Source organism: Limnohabitans rimovensis (SeqCode), assembly GCF_965234775.1.
Taxonomy (GTDB): Bacteria; Pseudomonadota; Gammaproteobacteria; order Burkholderiales; family Burkholderiaceae_C; genus Limnohabitans; species Limnohabitans rimovensis.
Window position 1 is genome coordinate 26,803 of record NZ_OZ248569.1, and the last position, 20,229, is coordinate 47,031.

Below are 20,229 nucleotides of genomic sequence, written 5' to 3' on the forward strand. Positions count from 1 at the left end.
CCTTAGGCTTTTTTATAGATGAAGAGGCAGGTGCCAGTAAAGGTCCCACAACGGCGATTTGGCTAAACGTTGTTTTCTAAATATCAGGGCAATTTCAAATCGCCTTTTAGGTAGCTGATGGCCCGCTGCAAATCGAGCTTGCCGTGGCCGTAGACCAGACTCACACCGCTGAAATCGGGTGTGCCATCGTTGTCGATGTCTTTGTTGGCGCTGAGCAAAAGCGCATTGGCGATGCTTGTGGCTGAAAGCAGGGGGTACATGCCGCGCAAAATGGCCGCAGCACCAGCCACGCGGGGTGCAGCAAACGAGGTGCCTGCAATGCCCGTGTTGCTGGCGTCTGTGTAACCGGAATTGCCAGGGGCCAACAAATAGCGTTGAGCCAACAATCCCGCACGGTTGCTGTATTTGGCAATGGCTTTGCCATCTCTGTCCAAAGCCCCCACCACCAAGGTTGAGTTTTTGGTCGGGGCTTGGTATGACAAGGCCACGGCCACAGTGTTGCAACCATTGAAAATTTGCTTGCTTTCGCTTTTGTTGCATGGGCCAGAGTCGTTGCCAGCTGCCACAGTGAACACTGCGTCGGGTTCACTTGTATAGGGCGAAGCGTCAAGCACCGCCAGCATTTCATCCACGCTCAAATCATTGTTCGTGATCAACGCGCCCAAACTCAGGTTGATGACCTTGGATGTTTTGGCGTTGGTCATGGCGCCTGAAATGTCGGCCCATTGTTGTTTGCTGTCGGTGCCGGCACCCAACGTGACGGTGTGTGTGGTCAGGGACGCTCCCCTGGCAATGCCGGGTGCCAGCCGGTAAGAAACACCAGTGCTCACCCCAGACGCATCGGTGAACAGCTGGTTGTCGCAGGTGAGCGTGGTCACCAGGGGTACTTTTGTGCACTTGGGTGGGCTGGTGTTGCTGTAATTGAAGGCACTGATTTGGTAGCCATTGGTGGGGTCTGAAAAAGAGGCGGTGGTTTTTTCATCCCCTGCCGCAATGCCCGCCACGATGTCGCCGTGGGTCATGAGCGTCACCCCCAGGGTATTCCTGTATGGGTATGGCCTAGGCGTGTGCCGAAAAAATTGCTCGTAGCTGGCAGTGGCCGTGCCGGTTGTGTCGGTTTTAACGCGGGTTATGGTCACGGGGCCAGTCACCAGGCTTGGCGACTGGGTGGTCAACTGGGTTTTGAAGTCGTCAATGACGGTCACACCAACGCCTTGGCCGTTCCAGCCATTTTTCCAAAAGGCATCTGATACAGCTAAAGTTCCGGTTCCGACACTGAGTGCATCCAGATGGGACAGGGGTTGCAATTGAATGTTGTTGGCAGACCCCGAGGTGCGAGTGCTGCTGGCACTGTCGGCACTGGATGTGTAAAGGTCGATGTCAATGGTGCCAATCCCGTAGTCACTCCGCACATCCGTGCTGCCTGAAGCCACTGGCGAGCCAGGCAGTGCGCTCAGGGCTTGCGGCAGCGTTTGGTTATAGATGCCAATGTTGTTAGAAGTGTCGGTGGCTGAACTGTCCTCAGTTTCGCCCTCTCCGCAAGCAGTCAAGCCAACCCAAACAACTGGAAACAGGGCAAAGACCAAATTTCGGTTCAGTTTCATTCAAGAACCCATGCAAAATAATGCGTATTTTAATTAAATTAATTCCTTTTAATTAATTTAAGATTTTAAATTCTCCAATATGCAACACAAAATATTCTTTTGATGGTTTTTAACGAATGGTTCCCTGGTGCTGGCTCAGTGGCCCATGTAGGCCCAGGAGCCGATAATTCCCCTTTTTTCGAACTAGGAACACCGTGGACCTGACCCTCTTGCTCAAAGCCGCCGTGATGGGCGTGGTGGAAGGTTTGACCGAATTTCTGCCCATTTCGTCCACGGGTCACCTCATCTTGGCGGGTGCCTTGCTCGGTTTTGACGATGAAAAAGCCAAGGTGTTTGACATCGCCATCCAAACCGGGGCCATCCTGGCGGTGATCATTGTTTATTGGCAAAAAATCCAAAGCACCATCGTGGCTTTGCCCAGCCAGCGTTTGGCGCGGCGTTTTGCTTTGAATGTGCTGATCGCCTTTGTGCCGGCCGTGGTGCTGGGGCTCTTGTTGGGCAAGGCCATCAAAGCGCATTTGTTCACGCCAACAGTGGTGGCCACTACCTTTATCCTGGGCGGTTTCGTCATTTTGTGGGCCGAGGGCTGGGGCCGTGCCCGTGAGCCGGGTGCACACCCCGATGACGGTGCCCGCATCTTGAATGTGGAGTCCATGTCACCCTTGGACGCGTTGAAGGTGGGGCTGGTTCAATGCCTGGCCATGGTGCCGGGCACCAGCCGCAGTGGGGCGACCATCATTGGTGGCATGTTGCTGGGCTTGTCGCGCAAAGCGGCGACAGACTTTTCGTTTTATTTGGCCATACCCACCTTGGTGGGGGCGGGCGCCTATAGCTTGTACAAAGAGCGGGCCTTGCTCAGCTGGGCCGATGCCCCCATGTTTGGTGTCGGACTGCTGTTTTCTTTTTTAAGTGCCTGGGCCTGTGTGCGCTGGTTGTTGCGCTACATCGCCAGCCACAGCTTTGTGCCTTTTGCGTGGTACCGCATTGGCTTTGGCTGCCTGGTGCTGCTCAGCGCTTGGGGCGGCTGGGTGGAGTGGAAGGCCTGATCGGTCCGAGGTCTGCTTTCAGCCATTCGTCCACCATGGCCGCTGTTTCCAGGGGGGACTCCATGGGAAACAAGTGGCTCCCCTTGACCATCTGAATGCGGCCTTGGGTGATGCGGCGGGTCAGCCCCAAGCCCACTTTGCGCACCTCTTTGGATTGCTCTCCGCCGATGAATCCCACAGGGAAAGGCAAGGGGCCTGACCCCAGCAGGTGGGGCATGACATGGGGCAGGTGGTTGTAAATGGCCGTTTCAATGTCCCGGTCGAAGCTGAGTGCGCGCTGGCCACCTTCGCCAATGGCATGGGTGCCGTGCGCCACGTAGTCGCGCAGCACCTCGGGGTGCCAGCGGGCAAATTTTCCTTTGTCCAAAAAATGGGTCATGGCATCGTCTTCGCTGTCCCACAGCACCCGGCGGCGCTGGCTGATGGCACCGGGCGAGTAGGCATGGATGCGACCACTGCGCTTGGCCCAGCGAAGCAATTGGGCCCGCCATCCCCCAATCAAGGGTGAGTCGAGCAACAACACACCGCGCACCAAATGGGGAATGCGGACACCGGCCAAGGCGCTTAAAAACCCGCCCAAAGAGTGACCGACCAAGTACACCTGGGTGTCATGCTGCGCCGCGATGGACTGGGTGAAGTCTTGCAGTTGTTGCACCAGGTGGGGCCAGTTGTCGCTGACCGGGTAGGCTGGGTCGTGGCCAAACTTTTCGATGGCATGCACCTGCCAGCCCCTGGCGCGCCATTCGTCGTGAAGCAGGCGGTAGGTGCTGGCAGGAAAGCTGTTGCCGTGGCTGAAAACCAGGTGCGGTGTCATGCGGCTTGATTCACAGCAAGCGTTTCAAAGCGTACAAAGCGTCGAGCGCTTCGCGCGGGCTCATGGCATCTGGGTCGATGTGTGCCAAGTGCGCCTCCACTGGGCTGGGCGCAGGGGCTTCAGGGGTTTGGGCTTGGGCAAACAAATCCACTTGCAACTGTCCTTGCTCGCCATGGGCTTCCAAGGCGCTCAAGGTGTGTTGGGCCTGGTTGAGCACAGCAGCGGGCATGCCGGCCAAACGGGCCACTTGGATGCCGTAACTGCGGTTGGCCGGCCCAGGCTCGATGTGGTGCAAAAACACAATGCCCGCCCCCTTGCCGGTGCCTGCCGCTGCGCTCACGTGCACATTGGTGGCCCCCCGGTGCTCGGTGGGGAAGCTGGTGAGCTCAAAGTAATGGGTGGCGAACAAGGTGAAGCACTGTGCTTTGTCGTGCAAGTGGCTGGCGATGGCCGCGGCCAGTGACAAGCCGTCGTAAGTGGAGGTGCCGCGCCCGATTTCGTCCATCAGCACCAGGCTGTGGGGGGTGGCGGCGTGGAGGATTTGCGCGGCTTCGGTCATCTCGAGCATGAAGGTGGACTGCGCATTGGCCAGATCGTCTGCGGCACCGATGCGGGTGTGGATGGCATCAATGGGCCCCAGCCGACATGAAGTGGCAGGCACCGGGCAGCCCATGCTGGCCAGCAACACGATGATCGCCACTTGGCGCATGTAGGTGGATTTGCCGCCCATGTTGGGGCCGGTGATGACTTGCATGCGCTGGTTCGGGCCCAGGTGGGTGTCGTTGGGAATGAACCCGCCACTGCTGGCCTGGGCCAAACGCGCTTGCACCACGGGATGGCGACCGCCTTCAATCTCGATGCACGGTGTTTTGACAAACTGTGGGGCGCGCCAATCCAGGCTCAAGGCGCGCTCGGCAAAGGTGCACAACACATCCAGCTGCGCGCTGGCTTGGGCCAAGCGCATCAAGGCCGGCACAAAGGGCTGCAAGGCGTCGAGCAGTTGCTCGTACAGCCATTTTTCCCGCGCCAAGGCGCGCTCTTGGGCGCTCAGGGCTTTGTCTTCAAAGGCTTTCAGCTCGGGGGTGATGAAGCGCTCGGCGTTTTTCAGGGTTTGGCGGCGCCGGTAGTCGCTGGGCACTTTGTCCAATTGGCCCTGGGTGACTTCGATGAAAAAGCCATGCACCTTGTTGAACTGCACACGCAAATTGGCAATGCCGCTGCGGGCGCGTTCGCGGGTTTCCAAATCGAGCAAGAAGCCATCGCAATTGGTTTGGATGGCACGCAGCTCGTCCAACTCGGCGTCGTGGCCATGGGCGATCACACCGCCGTCGCGCACCAAAGCCGCGGGGTCGGGCAGCAAGCTGGCCGCGATCAAAGCGGCGCAGGCCGGGTCCATTTGCAGTTCGGCCCCAATGCGCTGCAACATGTCGGTGGCGGGCAACAGACTGGGCCACTGCTGGGCTTGCTGCAAGCTGTGGCCCAAAGCGACCAGCTCGCGCGGGCGCACCTGGCGCAGGGCAATGCGCGCACCCACGCGGCCCACGTCGGTGACGCCTTTGAAAGCATCGCGCAAAGCCTTCCAGGTCCCCACCCCGTTGGGGCCTTGCAGGGCAGCCACAGCGTCCAGGCGTTGTTGGGCCACGCTGCGCTCACGCGGCGGCTCGAGCAGCCAGCGTTTGAGTTGGCGGCTGCCCATGCTGGTTTGGCAGGTATCGAGCAAAGAAAACAGGGTGGGCGAATCTTCTCCGCGCAAGGTTTGCACCAGTTCCAGGTTGCGCCGGGTGGTGACGGGCAGCTCGATCAAGCTGTGGTCGCGGGCCACTTCCATCTCGCGCACATGGCTCAGGGCGCGGCCTTGGGTGTGTTCGGCATAGGCCAGCAGGGCGGCAGCGGCGGCATGGGCTTGCACCATGTCCTGCGCTTGCCAAGTGGCCAAGCTGGCCACGCCCAACTGGGACAGTAATTTGCGCTGGCCGTTGGGGGCGTCAAATTGCGCCGCTTGGCGCGGGGTGCGCACCGTGGCAATGGTTTTTAGCGCGGCTTCAAAGGCCGGGGTGAGCTCGTTGCTGTGGATCACTTCGGTGGGCGCGATGCGCTCAATCCACGCCACCACCTCGGTGCTGGCGCATTCGGCCAAGTGCAGCACCCCTTGGGTCACGCTCAACCAGGCCAGGCCGCAACCCTGGGCTTGTCCCGCGCGTGGGCCTTGGTGCACAGCCAACAAAACAGCTTCTTGTTTGTCGGCCAGCAAAGCGCTGTCGGTCAAGGTGCCGGGGGTGACCACGCGCACCACTTGGCGCTCGACCGGGCCTTTGCCGCCCACTTCGCCCACTTGCTCGCAAATGGCGACCGATTCGCCCAGCTTGAGCAAGCGCGCCAAATAGGTTTCTGCCGAGTGGTAGGGCACACCGGCCATCACCACCGGTTGTCCGCCCGATTGACCACGCTGGGTCAGGGTGATGTCGAGCAAGCGCACGGCCTTTTCGGCGTCGGCAAAAAACAACTCGTAAAAATCGCCCATGCGGTAGAACACCAGCGTGTGCGGGTACTCGGCCTTGATGGCCAAGTACTGCTGCATCATGGGGGTGTGGGTGGCCGTCTCCATGGCGGTGACCGGTGGGGTGTCAGGTGGGGCTCGGTTTGTCGACCGCGGCGTGTGGCCCTTGCAGGGTGCTGGTCGTGGCCTCGGCGGCGGCTATTTTGTCTTCCACACCGGCAAATTTGGAGTATTTGCCCAGGAGGTGTACCAGTTGGGCATACACCTTGGGGTTGCCAGCTAAGCATTCTTTTTGGTGCAAAAAGTCGGACTCGCCGGAGAGGTTGCCCACCAAGCCACCGGCCTCGGTGATCAGCAGCGAGCCAGCGGCCATGTCCCAGGGCTGCAAGCCCTTTTCAAAAAAACCGTCGCAGTAACCCGCAGCCACATAGGCCATGTCCAGGGCTGCTGCACCGGGGCGTCGGATGCCGGCGGTGCGTTGCATCACCTCGTTCATCATTTGCAGGTACTGGGTGAAGTCGTCGCCGGGGCGAAACGGAAAACCGGTGGAAACCAGGCATTCGTTGAGGCGAAACCGTTTGCTCACCCGGATGCGGCGCTCGTTCATGAAAGCACCCCGCCCCCGGGTAGAGGTGAACAAATCGTTGCGCGTGGGGTCGTAGACCACGGCTTGCTCAACGCGGCCTTTGACCGCCAGCGCAATGCTCACGCAGTACACCGGAAATCCGTGGATGAAGTTGGTGGTGCCGTCCAGCGGGTCGATGATCCACTGAAAGTCGCTGCGCTGGTTGCCCCTCGTTTGGCCTGACTCTTCGGCCAAGATGCCATGGTCAGGGTAGGCAATGAGGAGGGTGTCGATGATGGCCTGCTCGCTGGCCTGGTCCACCTCGGTGACAAAGTCGTTGGCGGTTTTTTGGGTCACCCGCACGGCCTCCACGTCCAGCGCAGCGCGGTTGATGATGGCGCCAGCGGCGCGGGCGGCCTTGATGGCCACGTTGAGCATGGGGTGCAGGGAGGAGGACATGGATTGTGTGTCGTGTCGACCTCGGTGAGACCGGGCCAATCACGTGAAGAGCATGAAAAACGCCTGACGATGCAGGCGGCGACAATCGCATTTTAGCCCCCGGGCCCCGCCGCTTGGCGGGGGCGCAGCCGAGATGGGTGGGGCACTGTGTGAAAGCCATGAAAACCCGTTTTGTTTTGATTGAAACCAGCCACGCCGGCAATGTCGGTGCCTGTGCCCGTGCGCTGCGGGTGATGGGCTTTGACGACATGGTGCTGGTCGCCCCGCGCTGGGCCAATGTGCTGCGCCGCGAGGAAACCATTCAGCGCGCCAGTGGCGCCTTGGATGTGCTAGCGCGCACCCGCATCGTGGCCACGCTGGATGAGGCTTTGGACGGCATCAGCCATGTCTGCGCCACGGCCATGACGCCGCGTGACTTTGGCCCCCCCACGCGGCACCCGCGTGAGCACCTGGCTGCTGTGGCTGCACAAACACCCGCGCCCACAGGCGTGGCTTTTTTGTTTGGCTCCGAGCGCTTTGGCATGCGCAATGAGGATGTTTATAAGGCCCATGTGTGCTTGCAAATCCCCACCACCGCCGACTTTGGCTCCCTCAATTTGGGCGCGGCCGTTCAGTTGCTGGCCTATGAGTGGCGCATGGCCTTGGGTGGGTTTGGGCCCATGGCGGTCAGCACGGGTCCCAGCAATGCCGAGCCAGCAGACGCCGCCAGCGTGGCCGGGATGCTCAAACATTGGGAAGAGGCCTTGGTGGCGGTGGGATTTTTGGACCCACAGGCCCCGAAAAAACTCATGCCCCGCTTGCAACAACTCTTCAACCGGGCGGCTCCCACGGCTGAAGAGATACACATCTTGCGCGGTATTGCCAAAAGCATGTCACAAGCGGCGCAGACGAAGAACGAAGCCAAGCGATAAACTCGCGGCCTCATGTTTGCTCGAATCCAATCCGACATCCAGTGCATTCTGGATCGCGACCCCGCCGCTCGCAGCCGCTGGGAGGTGTTGACCTGCTACCCCGGCCTGCACGCCTTGATCTTGCACCGCTTCGCCCATGGCTGTTGGGGCTGGCGTTTGCGCTGGCTGGGGCGCTTTGTGTCGCACATCTCCCGCTGGCTCACCGGGATTGAAATTCACCCGGCAGCGCGCATTGGCCAAAGGGTGTTTTTTGACCATGCCATGGGCGTGGTGGTGGGCGAGACCGCTGTCATTGGCGATGGTTGCACCATTTACCAAGGGGTGACCTTGGGTGGCACGTCTTTGTACAAAGGCACCAAGCGCCACCCCACCTTGGGTTGCGACGTGGTGGTGGGTGCGGGGGCCAAGGTGTTGGGCGGTTTCACCGTGGGCGATGGTGCGCGCATTGGGTCCAATGCGGTGGTGACCAAGCCGGTGCCTGCAGGCGCCACAGCGGTGGGCAACCCGGCGCGCATCATCTTGGCCGATGCCAAGGCTGACAATCAGCGCGAGGCAGCGGCCCAGCGCATGGGTTTTTCGGCTTACGGCGTCACCGCCTCAGACGACCCCATCAGCGTGGCCTTGCGGGGCTTGATCGACACCTGCGCCCGGCAAGAGCAACAAATTTTGCAATTGAGCCAGGCCATCGAGCAATTGAGCGCGGGGCACAAACCCGACCATCTGCCACCAGCATCGTCGTCAGCCGCCCTCAGCGAGACTGAAAAGCTCAACCGCTTGATCGAATGAAAACCCTCAAAATCCGCCCGGTGAGCATGACGCTCCTGTGGGAGATGCGGGGGTGCTGGAGCGGTGAATTGGAGTACACCATTGAGCAATTTGGCTTGATGATGCCGCTGTTCAAAACCCCACTGACCATCACCCCACCCAGCACCGAAGAAGGCCAGTGGTACTTGAACGCCGAAGACCGCAACGCCCTTAATTTGGACAATTTCTCAACGTTTTCAGACGCTTTGCTCTACCACTTGGTGCAAGACACGAAATTGTTGTCATGGAACACCCACGAGGAGCACGGCGGCGAGCCCTGGGTGCTGCACTTCGGTGAGGTTTATTTCGAGTTTTAAGCCGCTCGACACCAGGCTTGTTGCATACCAAGTTGCGCATGCCGAGAGGCTTTCTTCGCTGAGCAAATTTATGAAGCCGTTTTTGGGCGCTGGGCCGATTTGGGCCTGAAGGCTTGGCAAACCGCATCATCGGTTTCGATATACGGCCCACCGATCAAGTCCACGCAGTAGGGCACGGCGGCAAAAATGCCATGCACCAAGGCTTGGCCTTGCTCGTCCTTGAGCCCTTCCAAGGTTTCGGCAATCGATTTGGGCTGACCGGGCAGGTTGATGATCAGGCTTTGGCCGCGAATCACAGCCACTTGGCGCGACAAAATGGCCGTGGGCACAAAGCGCAAGCTGATTTGGCGCATTTGTTCTCCAAACCCCGGCATTTCTTTGTCCGCCACGGCCAGGGTGGCCTCGGGCGTCACGTCCCGTTTGGCCGGGCCTGTGCCACCGGTGGTCAGCACCAGATCGCAACCCAAGTCGACGAGTTCAATCAGCGTTTGGCTGATCAGCGCTTGTTCATCGGCGATCAGGCGCGGCTCCCAATCGATGGGGTTTTGAACGGCACGGCCCAGCCAATCGCGCAGGGCGGGCAGGCCTTTGTCTTCGTAGACGCCGCTGGAGGCGCGGTCGCTGATGGAGAGGATGCCAATCCGAACACGGTCCAAGGCGGGCGACGGGCTTGAGGTTTCAGGCATGGCTGGCGGTGAGCTGGGATTTGATGAGGTGAAACAGTTCGCGAAAGGCCCGACCTTGGCGCGGTGCCAGGCCTTGCGAGACGCTTTTGGCGTCGCTCAAGTGGTCTTTGCGGGCTTGCCGCACCAGGGTTCTCAATTGCTGAATGTCGGTGTCGGGGTGTTGCGTGACCCACTCCTCCAGGGCCGCATCGTTGTCGATCAAGCGCAGGCGCCATTGCTCGGTCAAATGCAGCGACAGGGTTTCGCTGGCACTGCCGCTGTGCTGCTCAAACAAAGCATCGCGCACCGCTTGCAAGGCCTCTTCGGGCAGCTTGCGCATCAGTTTGCCAATGAACTGCATTTGGCGCCGGCGGCCTTCAAAGTTGGTGATTTGCCGCGCATGGACCAAGGCATCGGACAGTTTTTCGTCCACATGGCCTTGGCTGGTCAAGCGCAGCATCAAGGCACTGCGCAAGCCCAGCAGGTCTTCCCCCAGCTTTTGCAGCTCGACGCTTTCGCGTTTGAGGTCGGTTTTGCTGGTGCCCTCGTTGCCTTTGGCTTCGCGTTTCAGGGCGAGGTCTTCCTCGCTGCCTTCGGCCACGAATTGACCTTTGACGAAGTAGCCTTTTTTGGGTTTGCGTGCCATGTGGTGTGGGTTTGTATCCGGGGGTGCAAGCTGCATCACCCGGGGCAAGTATCATAGCCGCCGCTATGCACCATACCCCCAAACACCGCGGCCCCGCTGCCAACACCTCCCCCGAATACGCTGGTTTCAGCCACCGCCGAGACCAATTTGAGGCCTTGGTCGACCATGCCTTGGCGCATGCCAAAAAACTCGGCGCCACCGACGCCGGTGCCGAAGCCTCGGAAGCCTGTGGCTTGAGCGTGTCGGTGCGCAAGGGTGAGTTGGAAACGGTCGAGCGCAACCGCGACAAATCTTTGGGTGTGACCGTGTATGTGGGCAATCGCCGGGGCAACGCCAGCACATCTGACTTTTCAATGGCGGCCATTGAGCGCACGGTGCAAGCCGCGCATGACATTGCCCGCTTCACCGCCGAAGACCCGATGGCGGGCTTGCCCGACGCGAAAGACATTGCCCACCAGCACGCTGACTTGGATTTGTTTCACCCCTGGGACATCACCAGCGAGGGTGCGGCCGATTTGGCCTTGCGGTGCGAGGCCGCTGCTTTGGACACCGATGCGCGCATCGTCAACAGCGAAGGCGCTTCGGTGTCGGCCCAACACAGCCATTTTTTCAGTGCCCATACCCATGGCTTTCGCGGTGGCTATGCCAGCTCACGCCACAGCCTGTCGGTGGCCCCGATTGCGGCCTCGCCCGACCAAGAAGACGATATGCAGCGCGATGCCTGGTACACGTCGATGCGCCGCGCCAGCGACATGGCCGCGCCCGAAGCCGTGGGCCGCTACGCCGCCGAGCGGGCGCTCAGCCGTTTGCGCTCGCGCAAGCTGGCCACCATCGAATGCCCGGTGTTGTTCGAGTCCACCTTGGCCGCTGGCTTGATGGGCTCGTTGGTGCACGCCATCAGCGGCGGCTCGCTGTACCGCAAAAGCAGTTTTTTGCTCGACAGCATGGGACAAGCTGTTTTTCCTAAGCACATTCAGATGCACGAAGATCCGATGGTGTTGCGCGGCAAAGGCAGCTCGCCTTTTGACGAAGAAGGCGTCAAGACCCGCGCGCGCAAGGTGATTGACGATGGCCGCGTGCAAGGCTATTTTTTAAGCACTTATTCGGCGCGCAAATTGGGCATGCCCACCACCGGCAATGCGGGTGGATCGCACAACTTGAGTTTGACCTCCAGCCTGACCCGTTCCAGCGACGACTTGCCCGCCATGCTGAAAAAGCTGGGCACGGGCTTGTTCGTGATTGAGCTGATGGGTCAAGGGGTGAATGGCGTGACCGGTGACTACTCCCGGGGTGCCAGTGGTTTTTGGGTGGAGAAGGGTGAAATTGCCTTCCCCGTGCAAGAAATCACCATTGCCGGCAATCTCAAAGACATGTTCCTGGGCATGGATGCGGTGGGTGCCGACACCTACAACATGGGCGCCAAGACCGTGGGCTCGGTGCTCATCAACCGCATGATGGTGGCTGGCAGCTGAATCCCTTGCCAGCGGAACTGCTCGCGGCCCTGGCCGCTTTGTGCTGGGCTTTTGGCAGCTTGTTTTCAGCCACTGCTGCCAGCCAACTCGGGGCCTTTGCCTTCACCCGTTGGCGTTTGTTTTTTGCCTTGGTGTTGCTGTGGGCGGTGGCCTTTTACACCGGTCAGTGGCGCAGCCTGGATGGGGCCAGCGTGGCGTGGTTGGCGCTATCGGGTTTGATTGGCATCTTCATTGGCGACACGGCTTTGTTTGCTTGCATGAACCGATTGGGACCGCGCCGCAGCGGGGTTTTGTTTGCATCCCACGCCTTGTTCTCGGTGCTTTTGGCATGGTTGTTTTTGGGTGAAACCTTGTGGGGTTGGACGCTGGTCGGCGCGAGCTTGTTGGTGTCGGGGGTGATGGTGGCGATTGCCTGGGGGCGCCGGGGCAGCGAGACCCATGCCTGGGAAAACACCCGAGGCCGTTTGGCCGTGGGCGTGGCCCTGGGTTTGTTGGCGGCGCTGTGCCAATCGGTGGCCACCTTGATGATCAAACCCATGATGAGCGATGGCATGGACGCTGTTGCCGCGTCAGCGGTGCGCACCAGCGCCAGCTTTTTGGCCCATGCGGCCTTGTGGTGGGCGGGCGCGCAGGTGGCCCAAGTGCAACAACGCTTGACACTCAAAACCGCTTTCCACATTTGGGCCAGCGCCACCATTGCCATGGGCGTGGGCATGACCTTGATTTTGCAAGCGCTCAAAACCGGGCCGGCGAACATGGTGGGTTTGTTCTCGTCCCTCTCGCCCGTTTTGCTGTTGCCACTGCTGTGGGGCGTCTATCGGCGCCGACCGGCTGCGGGCGCATGGCTTGGCGCTGCGATGGCGGTGTTGGGGTCGGCTTTGATTTTGCGGGGCTGATGGCGCAGAATTGAAAAGCCCTGGCTGCTCAAGCCATGGGGTCTTGTTTGTGCAATGACACCACTTGTTTGGCGCGCTTTCTCAAGCGGATGTTGAGCATTTCGACGCACACCGAAAAAGCCATCGCAAAGTACACATAGCCCTTGGGGATGTGGTGTTCAAAGCCTTCGGCGATCAAAACCATTCCCACCAACACCAAAAAGCTCAGCGCCAGCATTTTGATGGACGGATGGTTCGATACAAAGTCTCCAATGCTTTTGGCAAACACCATCATCAAGACCACCGAGACCACCACGGCAGCGATCATGATTTCGATGCGGTCGACCATGCCCACGGCGGTGATGATGGAGTCCAGCGAAAACACCAAGTCGATGAGCATGATTTGCACAATCACCGACATAAAGGTGTGGCCAGCGCGCGCGGACTGATCACCCTCAAAGCCCTCCAGGCTGTGGTGTATTTCCGTGGTGCTTTTCCAAATCAGGAACAAGCCACCCAAGATCAAAATCAAGTCACGCCCTGAAATTTCATGCCCCGCCACGGTCATCAACGGCGCCACCAGACCCACGATCCACGACAGAACCAACAGCAGGCCGACCCGCATGAACATGGCCATGAACAAACCAATGCGCCGCGCCAGCTCGCGCTTTTCGGGCGGCAACTTGTCGACCAAGATGGAAATGAAAATGATGTTGTCAATGCCCAGCACCAACTCAAGGGCGGTGAGGGTGGCAAAGGCCATCCAGGCTTGGGGTGAGGTCAATAAATCCATGGTGTGGGGCTATTCGTTGGTGTGAACTAAATTGCGCCTGAATGGTAGCCTTTTCAAACCGCTGATGGGCCAGTAACCGACGGTTCATGGGTGTATTGCAAGACGCTATACACCAGCGGTCAGGTTCGCATGCAACTCATTTATGCTTATAGACGGCGAGAGATCTTTATCAATTGACAGGGAATGTGTCTTTGACGATTAAAGCCCCGACCTTTTCTTTGATCTTGTCATCCCGTTCGGCACAAGCCAATGACTCTTCACTTCTGTTCATATGACATCAACCCGATTTCGCCAATCCTTATCAAATGCTGATCTAGCGCGTTTGCAAACCTTGCTCGATGGCGCTGTTGCGCCAAGCCCGGTCGATGCATGCCGGTTTTTCATGGGCACAGAGCCGATTGGTTGGTTGCAGGCCCAGCATGTGCCAGCCCTGCAAGGCGCACTCCCTGGTGTCAGCAGCGCGCCAGGTGTGGTGCGCTGGGATGCCCAACACCTCTCACCTGCGCTGCGTTCTCAGGCCTTGGCGCTGGCCGCTCAAACCTTGCGCGAACAAGGTTTGATCCGAGGTTGGCGCGGCGAGTGTTACAGCCATTGGGGCGCCATTTCGCACGACCCCGACCCAGCGCTTCCAGAGTGGTTTCGCCTCGAGCGATCGGCTTTTCGGTTTTTTGGCCTGCGCAGCCATGCGGTTCACATCAATGGCTTCACCCCGGATGGTCGGATGTGGTGCGCGCGTCGAGCGCTCAGCAAAGCCACCGACCCAGGCCGATTGGACAACTTGGCGGCAGGTGGCCTGGCGGCGGGGGAGGGTATTTTGTCGTGTGCGGTGCGCGAGCTGTATGAGGAGGCGGGCATAGTGCCGAGCTTGGCGCATCAGGTTCAGCGCGCCGGGCGCATCACCACCGCCCGATCGGAGGCTGAGGACTGGCACGACGAGACGCTGCTGGTGTTCAGCCTCTTGCTGCCAGACGGCGTGGTTCCCCACAACACCGATGGCGAAGTCAGCGGGTTTGAATGCCTTTCGCCCGCAGAGGTGATGGCGCGCATCCGGATGGCCGATTTCTCCAAAGATGCGGCTTGTGTGGTGGCGCAGGGCGTTTTGAGCCCTCAGTACTTTTCGGGAACGACCATGTCTGATGGAACGGGCGAACGGATGTAGTCGGGGTTTCGAACCCGTGCAGGCAAGGCGATTTCAGCGTGCGCCACTTCGTGGTAATCGAACTGGCCCAGCAAATGGTCAATGCAATTGAGCCGCGCCCGCTTTTTGTCCACGGCTTGCACCACCCACCAAGGCGCTTCAGGAATGTGGGTGCGCTCGATCATGGTTTCTTTGGCGCGGGTGTAATCCTCCCAGCGGCGTCGGCTCTCCAAATCCATGGGGCTGAGTTTCCATTGCTTCAATGGGTCGTGGATGCGCCCTAAAAACCGTGCGTGTTGTTCGTCGTCGGTGATGGAAAACCAATACTTCAGCAACTTGATGCCACTGCGCCCCAGCATTTTTTCAAATTCAGGCACCGAGCGGAAGAATTCTTCGTACTCCTCGTCTGAGCAAAAACCCATCACCCGCTCCACCCCAGCGCGGTTGTACCAACTGCGGTCGAACAACACAATTTCGCCAGCCGCAGGCAAATGCGCTGCGTAGCGTTGAAAGTACCACTGCGTGCGTTCGCGATCGTTGGGGGCGGGGAGTGCGGTGACCCGGCACACGCGGGGATTGAGCCGTTGGGTGATGCGCTTGATCACGCCCCCTTTGCCCGCTGCATCTCGGCCCTCAAACAAAATCACCACCTTTTGCTTGGTGGCCACCACCCAGTCTTGCAGCTTGACCAACTCACCTTGCAAGCGCAGCAGTTCGCGAAAGTAAGTGGCGCGAGCCTGTTTTTCTTCGGGGCTGGCGTGTGGTGAATTTTCGTCTTCGCCGTCCTCCATCGACATCTCCAACTCCTCGTCGATGGAGTCCAAAAGATCCTCTCGGATCTTACGCAACTGCTCTGTATCCAGTGTGGGCCTATCGTTCATCACAAACTCCTTTACACCATCATCGTTTTTGTTTATGGCGAATTCATGACAGATGTCACGAATTTTTAACAAATAAAAAGTAGAGTTTTGGCATGAGCACAGCCCATCTTTGAGATGAAAATTTTCCGGCAAGCCTTATTTTTGTGTTCGGTCTTATGGCTGCTTGGTTCGCTGTCGGGTTGCGCTGTGCGCCCTTTTATTTTGAGCAACGTGGCCGATGCTTTGGTCGCGCAAGGGCAAGACGCTGAAGACGATATTTATTTGGCCCGTGACGCCAGTGCTTTTTATCTGAAATTGTCGGAATCTGTGTTGCGCGAAACGCCAGGCAACTTGAAGCTGGCGGAGTCTGTGGCAGCCGGTTTCACCCAATATGCCTATGCATTCGTGTCTTTCGAGGCCGACAAAATCCAATCCAAGGACGCCAAAGCCGCTCAACAGATGAAGGAGCGTGCCGCCCGCTTGTATGCCAGGGCGCACAAGCATGCCATGTTGGCCCTTGAAACATCAACGCCTGGCTTCACCCAAGCCTTGACGCAAGCGGAACCTGGTGCAACTTTGCGCCTCACGGATGCGCAAGTGGGCGTGGCCTATTGGGCGGCTGCCGCTTGGGGTGGAATGATTTCCTTGTCCAAAGACGACCCGGATACGGTCGCCGACCTGCCCTTGGCCATGAAGTTGGCCAAGCTGGCATGGGAAACCAAGCCTGACCATGGCCGTGGCAGCTTGTCGAGCTTGATGGGAACCTTTGAAGCTTCCAGCCCAGGTGGGTCGCTCACCCTGGCTGAAAAGTACTTTGACCAAGCCATCGCGCAAAGCAAGGGCCAAAGTGCTGGACCTTGGGTGGCCAAAGCCGAAAGCATTGCCATGGCCAAGCAAGATCCCCAATTGTTCGCGCAATGGCTGAAAGAAGCGATTCGGATCAGCGCTGCGCATCGCCACTTGGAAAATGAAGTCATGCGCGCACGCGCCGCTTGGCTGTTGGACACGATGGACGATCTTTTTTGAAAGAGACCTATGTTTGATCGAATGGCCCGGTTGGCAGGTTCTTTGTTGCTGTGCGGATTGATGGGGGCATCAGCGCTGGCTTCCGATAAGCCCTTGCGCATTGGCACGCTCGCGCCCAAAAATTCGCTGTATCACCGCCAACTGTTGGAAATTGGTGAGGCTTGGCGGCAGGCCCAAGGGGGCAATGCCAAATACGTGGTTTTCCCCGATGGGTCCCAAGGTGGCGAGGCAGAGCTGGCCCGGCGCATGCGCATTGGTCAACTGCAAGGGGCTTTGTTGTCCATCGTCGGTTTGAGCGAAATTGAGCCCTCCATCAATGCCTTGCAATCCATCCCCTTGCTGTTCAAAACCTGGGACGAAGTGGATCACGTGCGAGAAAAAATGCGCGCGTCCATGGAGAAAAAGTTTTTGGACAAGGGTTTCGTGGTCTTGGCCTGGGGGGATGCGGGCTGGGTCCGGTTTTTCTCCAAAGATGCCTTGATGCGGCCCGACGACTTCAAAAAAATGAAGTTCTTTTCATTTGCGGGTGAAAGCGAACAACAAGAAATCATGAAAAGTCTGGGCTTCACGCCCGTGCCTCTCGAGACCACAGACATCTTGCCCTCCATTCAAACCGGCATGATCAATGTGGTGCCTTCCACGCCTTACTTTGCCCTGGCCACCCAAATTTACAGCAAAGTCCCGCACATGTTGGAAATCAATTGGGCCCCGGTAGTGGGGGCTTTGGTGGTGACCCAAAAGGCCTGGGACGACATGTCACCCGCCGGGCGGCAGGCCCTGCGCAGTGCCGGCGAAAAAGCGGGTGTGCTGATCCGCAACAAAGCCCGCCAAGAGGTTGAAGAGGCGGTCGAGGCCATGCGCAAAAGAGGCTTGGTGGTGAACAAGCCCAACCCAGATCAATTGCGCGAATGGCAAGAGTTGGCTGACAAGTTGTATCCGCGCATTCGCGGCAATTTGGTGCCTGCTGAAACCTTTGATGAGGTGTTTCAGCACGTCAAGGCCTACCGAGCTGGGCGCAAGTGATGCGGTATTTGGGCCGTGTGGATGAAGTGCTGGCTGCTGTGGCGCTGTCTTTGATGGTGCTGATTCCTTTGGTTGAAATGGTGGGCCGACCGATCACAGGGCGTGGCTTCGAAAACGCCCCTTTGTTTGTGCAGCACATGGGCTTGGTGATGGCCATGTGGGGTGCGGTGGCCGCTCAGCGCCATGGCCATTTGACCAGTTTGGGCCGTTTGTTCGAGCGCGGTGAAGGGTTTGCGCGTGTGGCCGCCGGCGTGATTTGTGGTTGTTTGACCTGGGCCAGTTGGCAGTTTGTCAAATCTGAAATGCAGTCACCCAAAGATTTGGCTTATGGCCTGCCTGTGTGGTGGCTGCAACTCGTGATGCCCTTGGGTTTTGCGATTTTGGGCATCAAACTCTCTGGGCAGGGTGCCGGCACGGCTTGGGTCGATCGGGCACGGTCGTGCCTTTGGCCGCTGGCTGGCTTGGCTTTGGCCGCTGGCTGGGATGGCGAAGTGCTCCCCCTGTGGCCTGGCCTGGTTTTATTGGTCGCCGCACTGCTTTGCGGTGCGCCCATATTTGCCGTGTTGGGCGGTCTGGCCTTGGCATTGTTCTGGAGCGATGGTTTGCCTTTGGCCTCCATTGCCCTGTCGCAATACCAAATGACGGTGAATCCGTCCTTGCCGGCCTTGCCCTTGTTCACCCTGGCTGGTTTGTTGTTTGCCAAAACGGGGGCGGTTCAGCGTTTGGGGGTTTTGTTTCTGGCGATTTTCGGAAATGGTCTGATCGGCACATTGCTGGCAGCCACGGTCTTGTGCTCATTTTTCACGGCTTTTACCGGTGGCAGTGGTGTGACCATTTTGGCTTTGGGGGGCTTGTTGTTGCCCTTGCTGCGCAATGCCGGCTACCCAGAGCAACGCGGCATCAGCTTGGTCACGAGTGCCAGCGCCTTGGGCGTTTTGCTGGCCCCATCGGTGCCCTTGATCATGTACGCCATCATTGCCCGAGTGCCCATCAACACCATGTTTCTGGCGGGTTTGGTGCCCGCCCTGGTGATGATCATTTGTCTGTTGGTGTTTGGCGGTTATTTGCGGGCAACTCGCCATGGACCGCCGCCAGTGGCTCAAACCGTCGATGTGCGCCGTGCCATTTGGAATGCCAAATGGGAAATACTGGCCCCCGTGGTGGCCATCGCATCACTGGTCAGTGGCTTGGCAACGCCCACTGAAAGCGCGGCATTAACGGCGGCCTATGCCATCTTGACCTTGGGATGGGCGCACCGGGAGTTGAGCTGGCGTTCGTTGGGCGAGTGCTTGTCCCAATGCGCGCAAATCATTGGGGGTGTGATGTTGATTTTGGGCATGGCTTTGGGGCTCACCAATTACCTGGTGGATGCCGGCATTCCCGATTTGGTGATCGATGCGGTGCAAGGCCTGACCCAAAACAAATACCTGTTCTTGCTGGCATTGAATGTGTTTTTGTTTGTGGCGGGCGCCCTGATGGAAATTTATGCGGCCATCGTGGTGTTGGTGCCCTTGTTATTGCCCCTGGCCATGAGCTATGGCATTGACCCGGTCCACTTCGGCATCATTTTCTTGGCCAATATGGAGATGGGGTTTTTATGCCCGCCTGCGGGCATGAACATATTCTTTGCGTCGGCCATCTTTAAAAAGCCGATTCGCACGGTGGCCAAGTCCGTGTTGCCCGCATTGCTGGCGATTTTTATCGGAACCATGGTCATTTCATGGCTGCCCCTGGTGGCCCTGGGCTTGCCAACTTACCTGGGGAGCATGCCCTGAATTTGCCGCGAACGGCTATTCATTCAGCCATTGGCTTTAACAATGCGCTTCATCACCTCTCCCAGCTCACCATAAGTGGCTGAAAAGATGATTTATCGGGCATTGCAAGGCCCCAGAGGGCGCAACTTTATTCAGGCCGCCGCAGCGGCTTAAGGGGCCAGGGCCGCTTTGACGGCTGCCGACACGGCACCCATGTCGGCCTTGCCGGCCAAACGGGTTTTGACTGCACCCATCACTTTGCCCATGTCGCCGGGGCCACTGGCGCCCAACTCTTTCACGATGGCTTGAACGGCGTCGCTCAGTTCTTGGGCCGACAGGCGTTCGGGCAAATAGGCACTGAGCACGGTCAACTCGGCCTTTTCTTTGTCCACCAGGTCTTGGCGGGCGGCTTGCTCAAAGGCGGCGATGGAGTCTTTGCGCTGCTTGATCATTTTGTCGACGATGGCCACGATGGCGGCGTCGTCCAACTCAATGCGTTCATCGACCTCTTTTTGCTTCATGGCCGACTGCAAGAGGCGGATGGTTCCCAGGCGCTCGCTGTCTTTGGCCCGCATGGCGGTTTTCATGTCGTCTGTGATGCGTTCTTTGAGGCTCATGGAAACTCCTGAAAAATGAAAAAAACCCGCACGGGCGGAACCCGGCGGGCTGTGTGCACTGGGGCCCGCAGGCTCAGAACATCTTTTTGGGCAACTGCATGCTGCGAACGCGCTTATAGTGGCGTTTGACAGCGGCAGCCTTTTTGCGCTTGCGCTCGGCCGTGGGTTTTTCGTAAAACTCGCGGGCACGCAGGTCGGTGAGCAAGCCCAATTTTTCAATGGTGCGCTTGAAGCGGCGCAGGGCGACGTCGAAAGGTTCGTTGTCTTTAACTCGGATCGTGGTCATGTGTAGGAAATGTTTCCGTGATGTGCAAACAGAGGGTTTTGAAGAAGATCGGGCTTC

General features: G+C 58.8%; 20 protein-coding genes. 10 read left to right on the plus strand and 10 right to left on the minus strand.

The features are described from left to right. Positions 1-83: 83 nt before the first annotated feature. Complete coding sequence (locus AC8GFZ_RS14130) at positions 84-1,604, minus strand: S8 family serine peptidase (RefSeq protein WP_506645555.1); 1,521 nt, start codon at positions 1,602-1,604, stop codon at positions 84-86. A 194-nt stretch (positions 1,605-1,798) separates the two neighbouring features. On the opposite strand from AC8GFZ_RS14130, the gene AC8GFZ_RS14135 reads away from it, so the two are divergent. Continuing rightward, the gene (locus AC8GFZ_RS14135; RefSeq protein ID WP_506645556.1) at positions 1,799-2,650 is read left to right on the plus strand and encodes an undecaprenyl-diphosphate phosphatase; all 852 of its coding nucleotides are present in this window, start codon (positions 1,799-1,801) and stop codon (positions 2,648-2,650) included. On the opposite strand, the gene AC8GFZ_RS14140 is transcribed toward AC8GFZ_RS14135, so the two are convergent. Genes AC8GFZ_RS14140 through AC8GFZ_RS14150 form a run of 3 tightly spaced genes read right to left on the minus strand, consistent with a single transcriptional unit; the run spans position 2,613 to position 6,985 of the window. Continuing rightward, a complete protein-coding gene (locus AC8GFZ_RS14140) occupies positions 2,613-3,464 on the minus strand; it encodes an alpha/beta fold hydrolase (RefSeq protein WP_506645557.1) in 852 nt (283 codons plus the stop codon). The two genes, AC8GFZ_RS14135 and AC8GFZ_RS14140, sit on opposite strands and share 38 nt — an antisense overlap. 10 nt (positions 3,465-3,474) lie before the next feature. Further along, positions 3,475-6,069 carry a DNA mismatch repair protein MutS gene (mutS, locus tag AC8GFZ_RS14145; protein WP_506645558.1) on the minus strand — a complete coding sequence of 865 codons (2,595 nt, stop codon included), beginning with the start codon at positions 6,067-6,069 and terminating at the stop codon, positions 3,475-3,477. A gap of 19 nt (positions 6,070-6,088) precedes the next feature. Then, positions 6,089-6,985, minus strand: a complete 897-nt coding sequence (locus tag AC8GFZ_RS14150) for an inositol monophosphatase family protein (RefSeq protein ID WP_506645559.1) — start codon at positions 6,983-6,985, stop codon at positions 6,089-6,091. Positions 6,986-7,143: 158 nt separating this feature from the next. Between AC8GFZ_RS14150 and AC8GFZ_RS14155 the strand changes: the two genes are divergently transcribed. From AC8GFZ_RS14155 to AC8GFZ_RS14165, 3 genes are read left to right on the plus strand one after another with little or no spacing between them, the layout of a single operon-like run. Beyond that, positions 7,144-7,896: an RNA methyltransferase gene (locus AC8GFZ_RS14155; protein ID WP_506645560.1), complete on the plus strand. Its 753-nt coding sequence runs from the start codon at positions 7,144-7,146 to the stop codon at positions 7,894-7,896. 12 nt (positions 7,897-7,908) lie between these two features. After that, the gene (cysE, locus tag AC8GFZ_RS14160) at positions 7,909-8,682 is read left to right on the plus strand and encodes a serine O-acetyltransferase (RefSeq protein WP_506645561.1); all 774 of its coding nucleotides are present in this window, start codon (positions 7,909-7,911) and stop codon (positions 8,680-8,682) included. Then, a complete protein-coding gene (locus AC8GFZ_RS14165; protein ID WP_506645562.1) occupies positions 8,679-9,017 on the plus strand; it encodes a hypothetical protein in 339 nt (112 codons plus the stop codon). The genes cysE and AC8GFZ_RS14165 overlap by 4 nt, the downstream gene beginning before the upstream one ends. Before the next feature lie 68 nt (positions 9,018-9,085). On the opposite strand, the gene mog is transcribed toward AC8GFZ_RS14165, so the two are convergent. Both mog and yjgA read right to left on the minus strand, forming a co-directional pair. After that, positions 9,086-9,703: a molybdopterin adenylyltransferase gene (gene mog / locus AC8GFZ_RS14170; RefSeq protein ID WP_506645563.1), complete on the minus strand. Its 618-nt coding sequence runs from the start codon at positions 9,701-9,703 to the stop codon at positions 9,086-9,088. Next, positions 9,696-10,328, minus strand: a complete 633-nt coding sequence (yjgA, locus tag AC8GFZ_RS14175; protein ID WP_506645564.1) for a ribosome biogenesis factor YjgA — start codon at positions 10,326-10,328, stop codon at positions 9,696-9,698. Before yjgA ends, mog begins: the two co-directional genes overlap by 8 nt. Before the next feature lie 65 nt (positions 10,329-10,393). On the opposite strand from yjgA, the gene pmbA reads away from it, so the two are divergent. Continuing rightward, a complete protein-coding gene (gene pmbA / locus AC8GFZ_RS14180) occupies positions 10,394-11,800 on the plus strand; it encodes a metalloprotease PmbA (RefSeq protein ID WP_506645565.1) in 1,407 nt (468 codons plus the stop codon). A gap of 5 nt (positions 11,801-11,805) precedes the next feature. Further along, positions 11,806-12,696, plus strand: a complete 891-nt coding sequence (locus tag AC8GFZ_RS14185) for a DMT family transporter (RefSeq protein ID WP_506645566.1) — start codon at positions 11,806-11,808, stop codon at positions 12,694-12,696. A gap of 28 nt (positions 12,697-12,724) precedes the next feature. Here the strand turns inward: AC8GFZ_RS14185 and AC8GFZ_RS14190 are convergent, their stop codons facing one another. Beyond that, entirely contained in the window at positions 12,725-13,468 is a 744-nt protein-coding gene (locus AC8GFZ_RS14190) for a TerC family protein (RefSeq protein ID WP_506645567.1), read from the minus strand. Positions 13,469-13,739: 271 nt separating this feature from the next. On the opposite strand from AC8GFZ_RS14190, the gene AC8GFZ_RS14195 reads away from it, so the two are divergent. Further along, positions 13,740-14,627: an NUDIX hydrolase gene (locus AC8GFZ_RS14195; protein WP_506645568.1), complete on the plus strand. Its 888-nt coding sequence runs from the start codon at positions 13,740-13,742 to the stop codon at positions 14,625-14,627. Here the strand turns inward: AC8GFZ_RS14195 and ppk2 are convergent. Then, positions 14,576-15,487, minus strand: a complete 912-nt coding sequence (ppk2, locus tag AC8GFZ_RS14200) for a polyphosphate kinase 2 (RefSeq protein WP_506645569.1) — start codon at positions 15,485-15,487, stop codon at positions 14,576-14,578. The two genes, AC8GFZ_RS14195 and ppk2, sit on opposite strands and share 52 nt — an antisense overlap. A 114-nt stretch (positions 15,488-15,601) precedes the next feature. Here ppk2 and AC8GFZ_RS14205 point away from each other — a divergent pair, with 114 nt between their 5' ends. Genes AC8GFZ_RS14205 through AC8GFZ_RS14215 form a run of 3 tightly spaced genes read left to right on the plus strand, consistent with a single transcriptional unit; the run spans position 15,602 to position 19,290 of the window. Next, the gene (locus tag AC8GFZ_RS14205) at positions 15,602-16,492 is read left to right on the plus strand and encodes a TRAP transporter TatT component family protein (RefSeq protein WP_506645570.1); all 891 of its coding nucleotides are present in this window, start codon (positions 15,602-15,604) and stop codon (positions 16,490-16,492) included. 9 nt (positions 16,493-16,501) lie between these two features. Continuing rightward, entirely contained in the window at positions 16,502-17,515 is a 1,014-nt protein-coding gene (locus AC8GFZ_RS14210) for a TRAP transporter substrate-binding protein (RefSeq protein WP_506645571.1), read from the plus strand. Continuing rightward, positions 17,515-19,290 (plus strand): TRAP transporter large permease, encoded by a 1,776-nt coding sequence (locus AC8GFZ_RS14215; protein ID WP_506645685.1) that lies wholly within the window; start codon positions 17,515-17,517, stop codon positions 19,288-19,290. The genes AC8GFZ_RS14210 and AC8GFZ_RS14215 overlap by 1 nt, the downstream gene beginning before the upstream one ends. 149 nt (positions 19,291-19,439) lie before the next feature. Here AC8GFZ_RS14215 and AC8GFZ_RS14220 read toward each other — a convergent pair whose 3' ends face one another. Together AC8GFZ_RS14220 and rpsU are read right to left on the minus strand one after the other, a co-directional pair. After that, positions 19,440-19,886 carry a GatB/YqeY domain-containing protein gene (locus AC8GFZ_RS14220; RefSeq protein ID WP_506645572.1) on the minus strand — a complete coding sequence of 149 codons (447 nt, stop codon included), beginning with the start codon at positions 19,884-19,886 and terminating at the stop codon, positions 19,440-19,442. Between the two features lie 73 nt (positions 19,887-19,959). Then, on the minus strand, positions 19,960-20,172 hold the full coding sequence (gene rpsU / locus AC8GFZ_RS14225; protein WP_506645573.1) for a 30S ribosomal protein S21: 213 nt from the start codon (positions 20,170-20,172) through the stop codon (positions 19,960-19,962). Between the last annotated feature and the right edge of the window lie 57 nt (positions 20,173-20,229).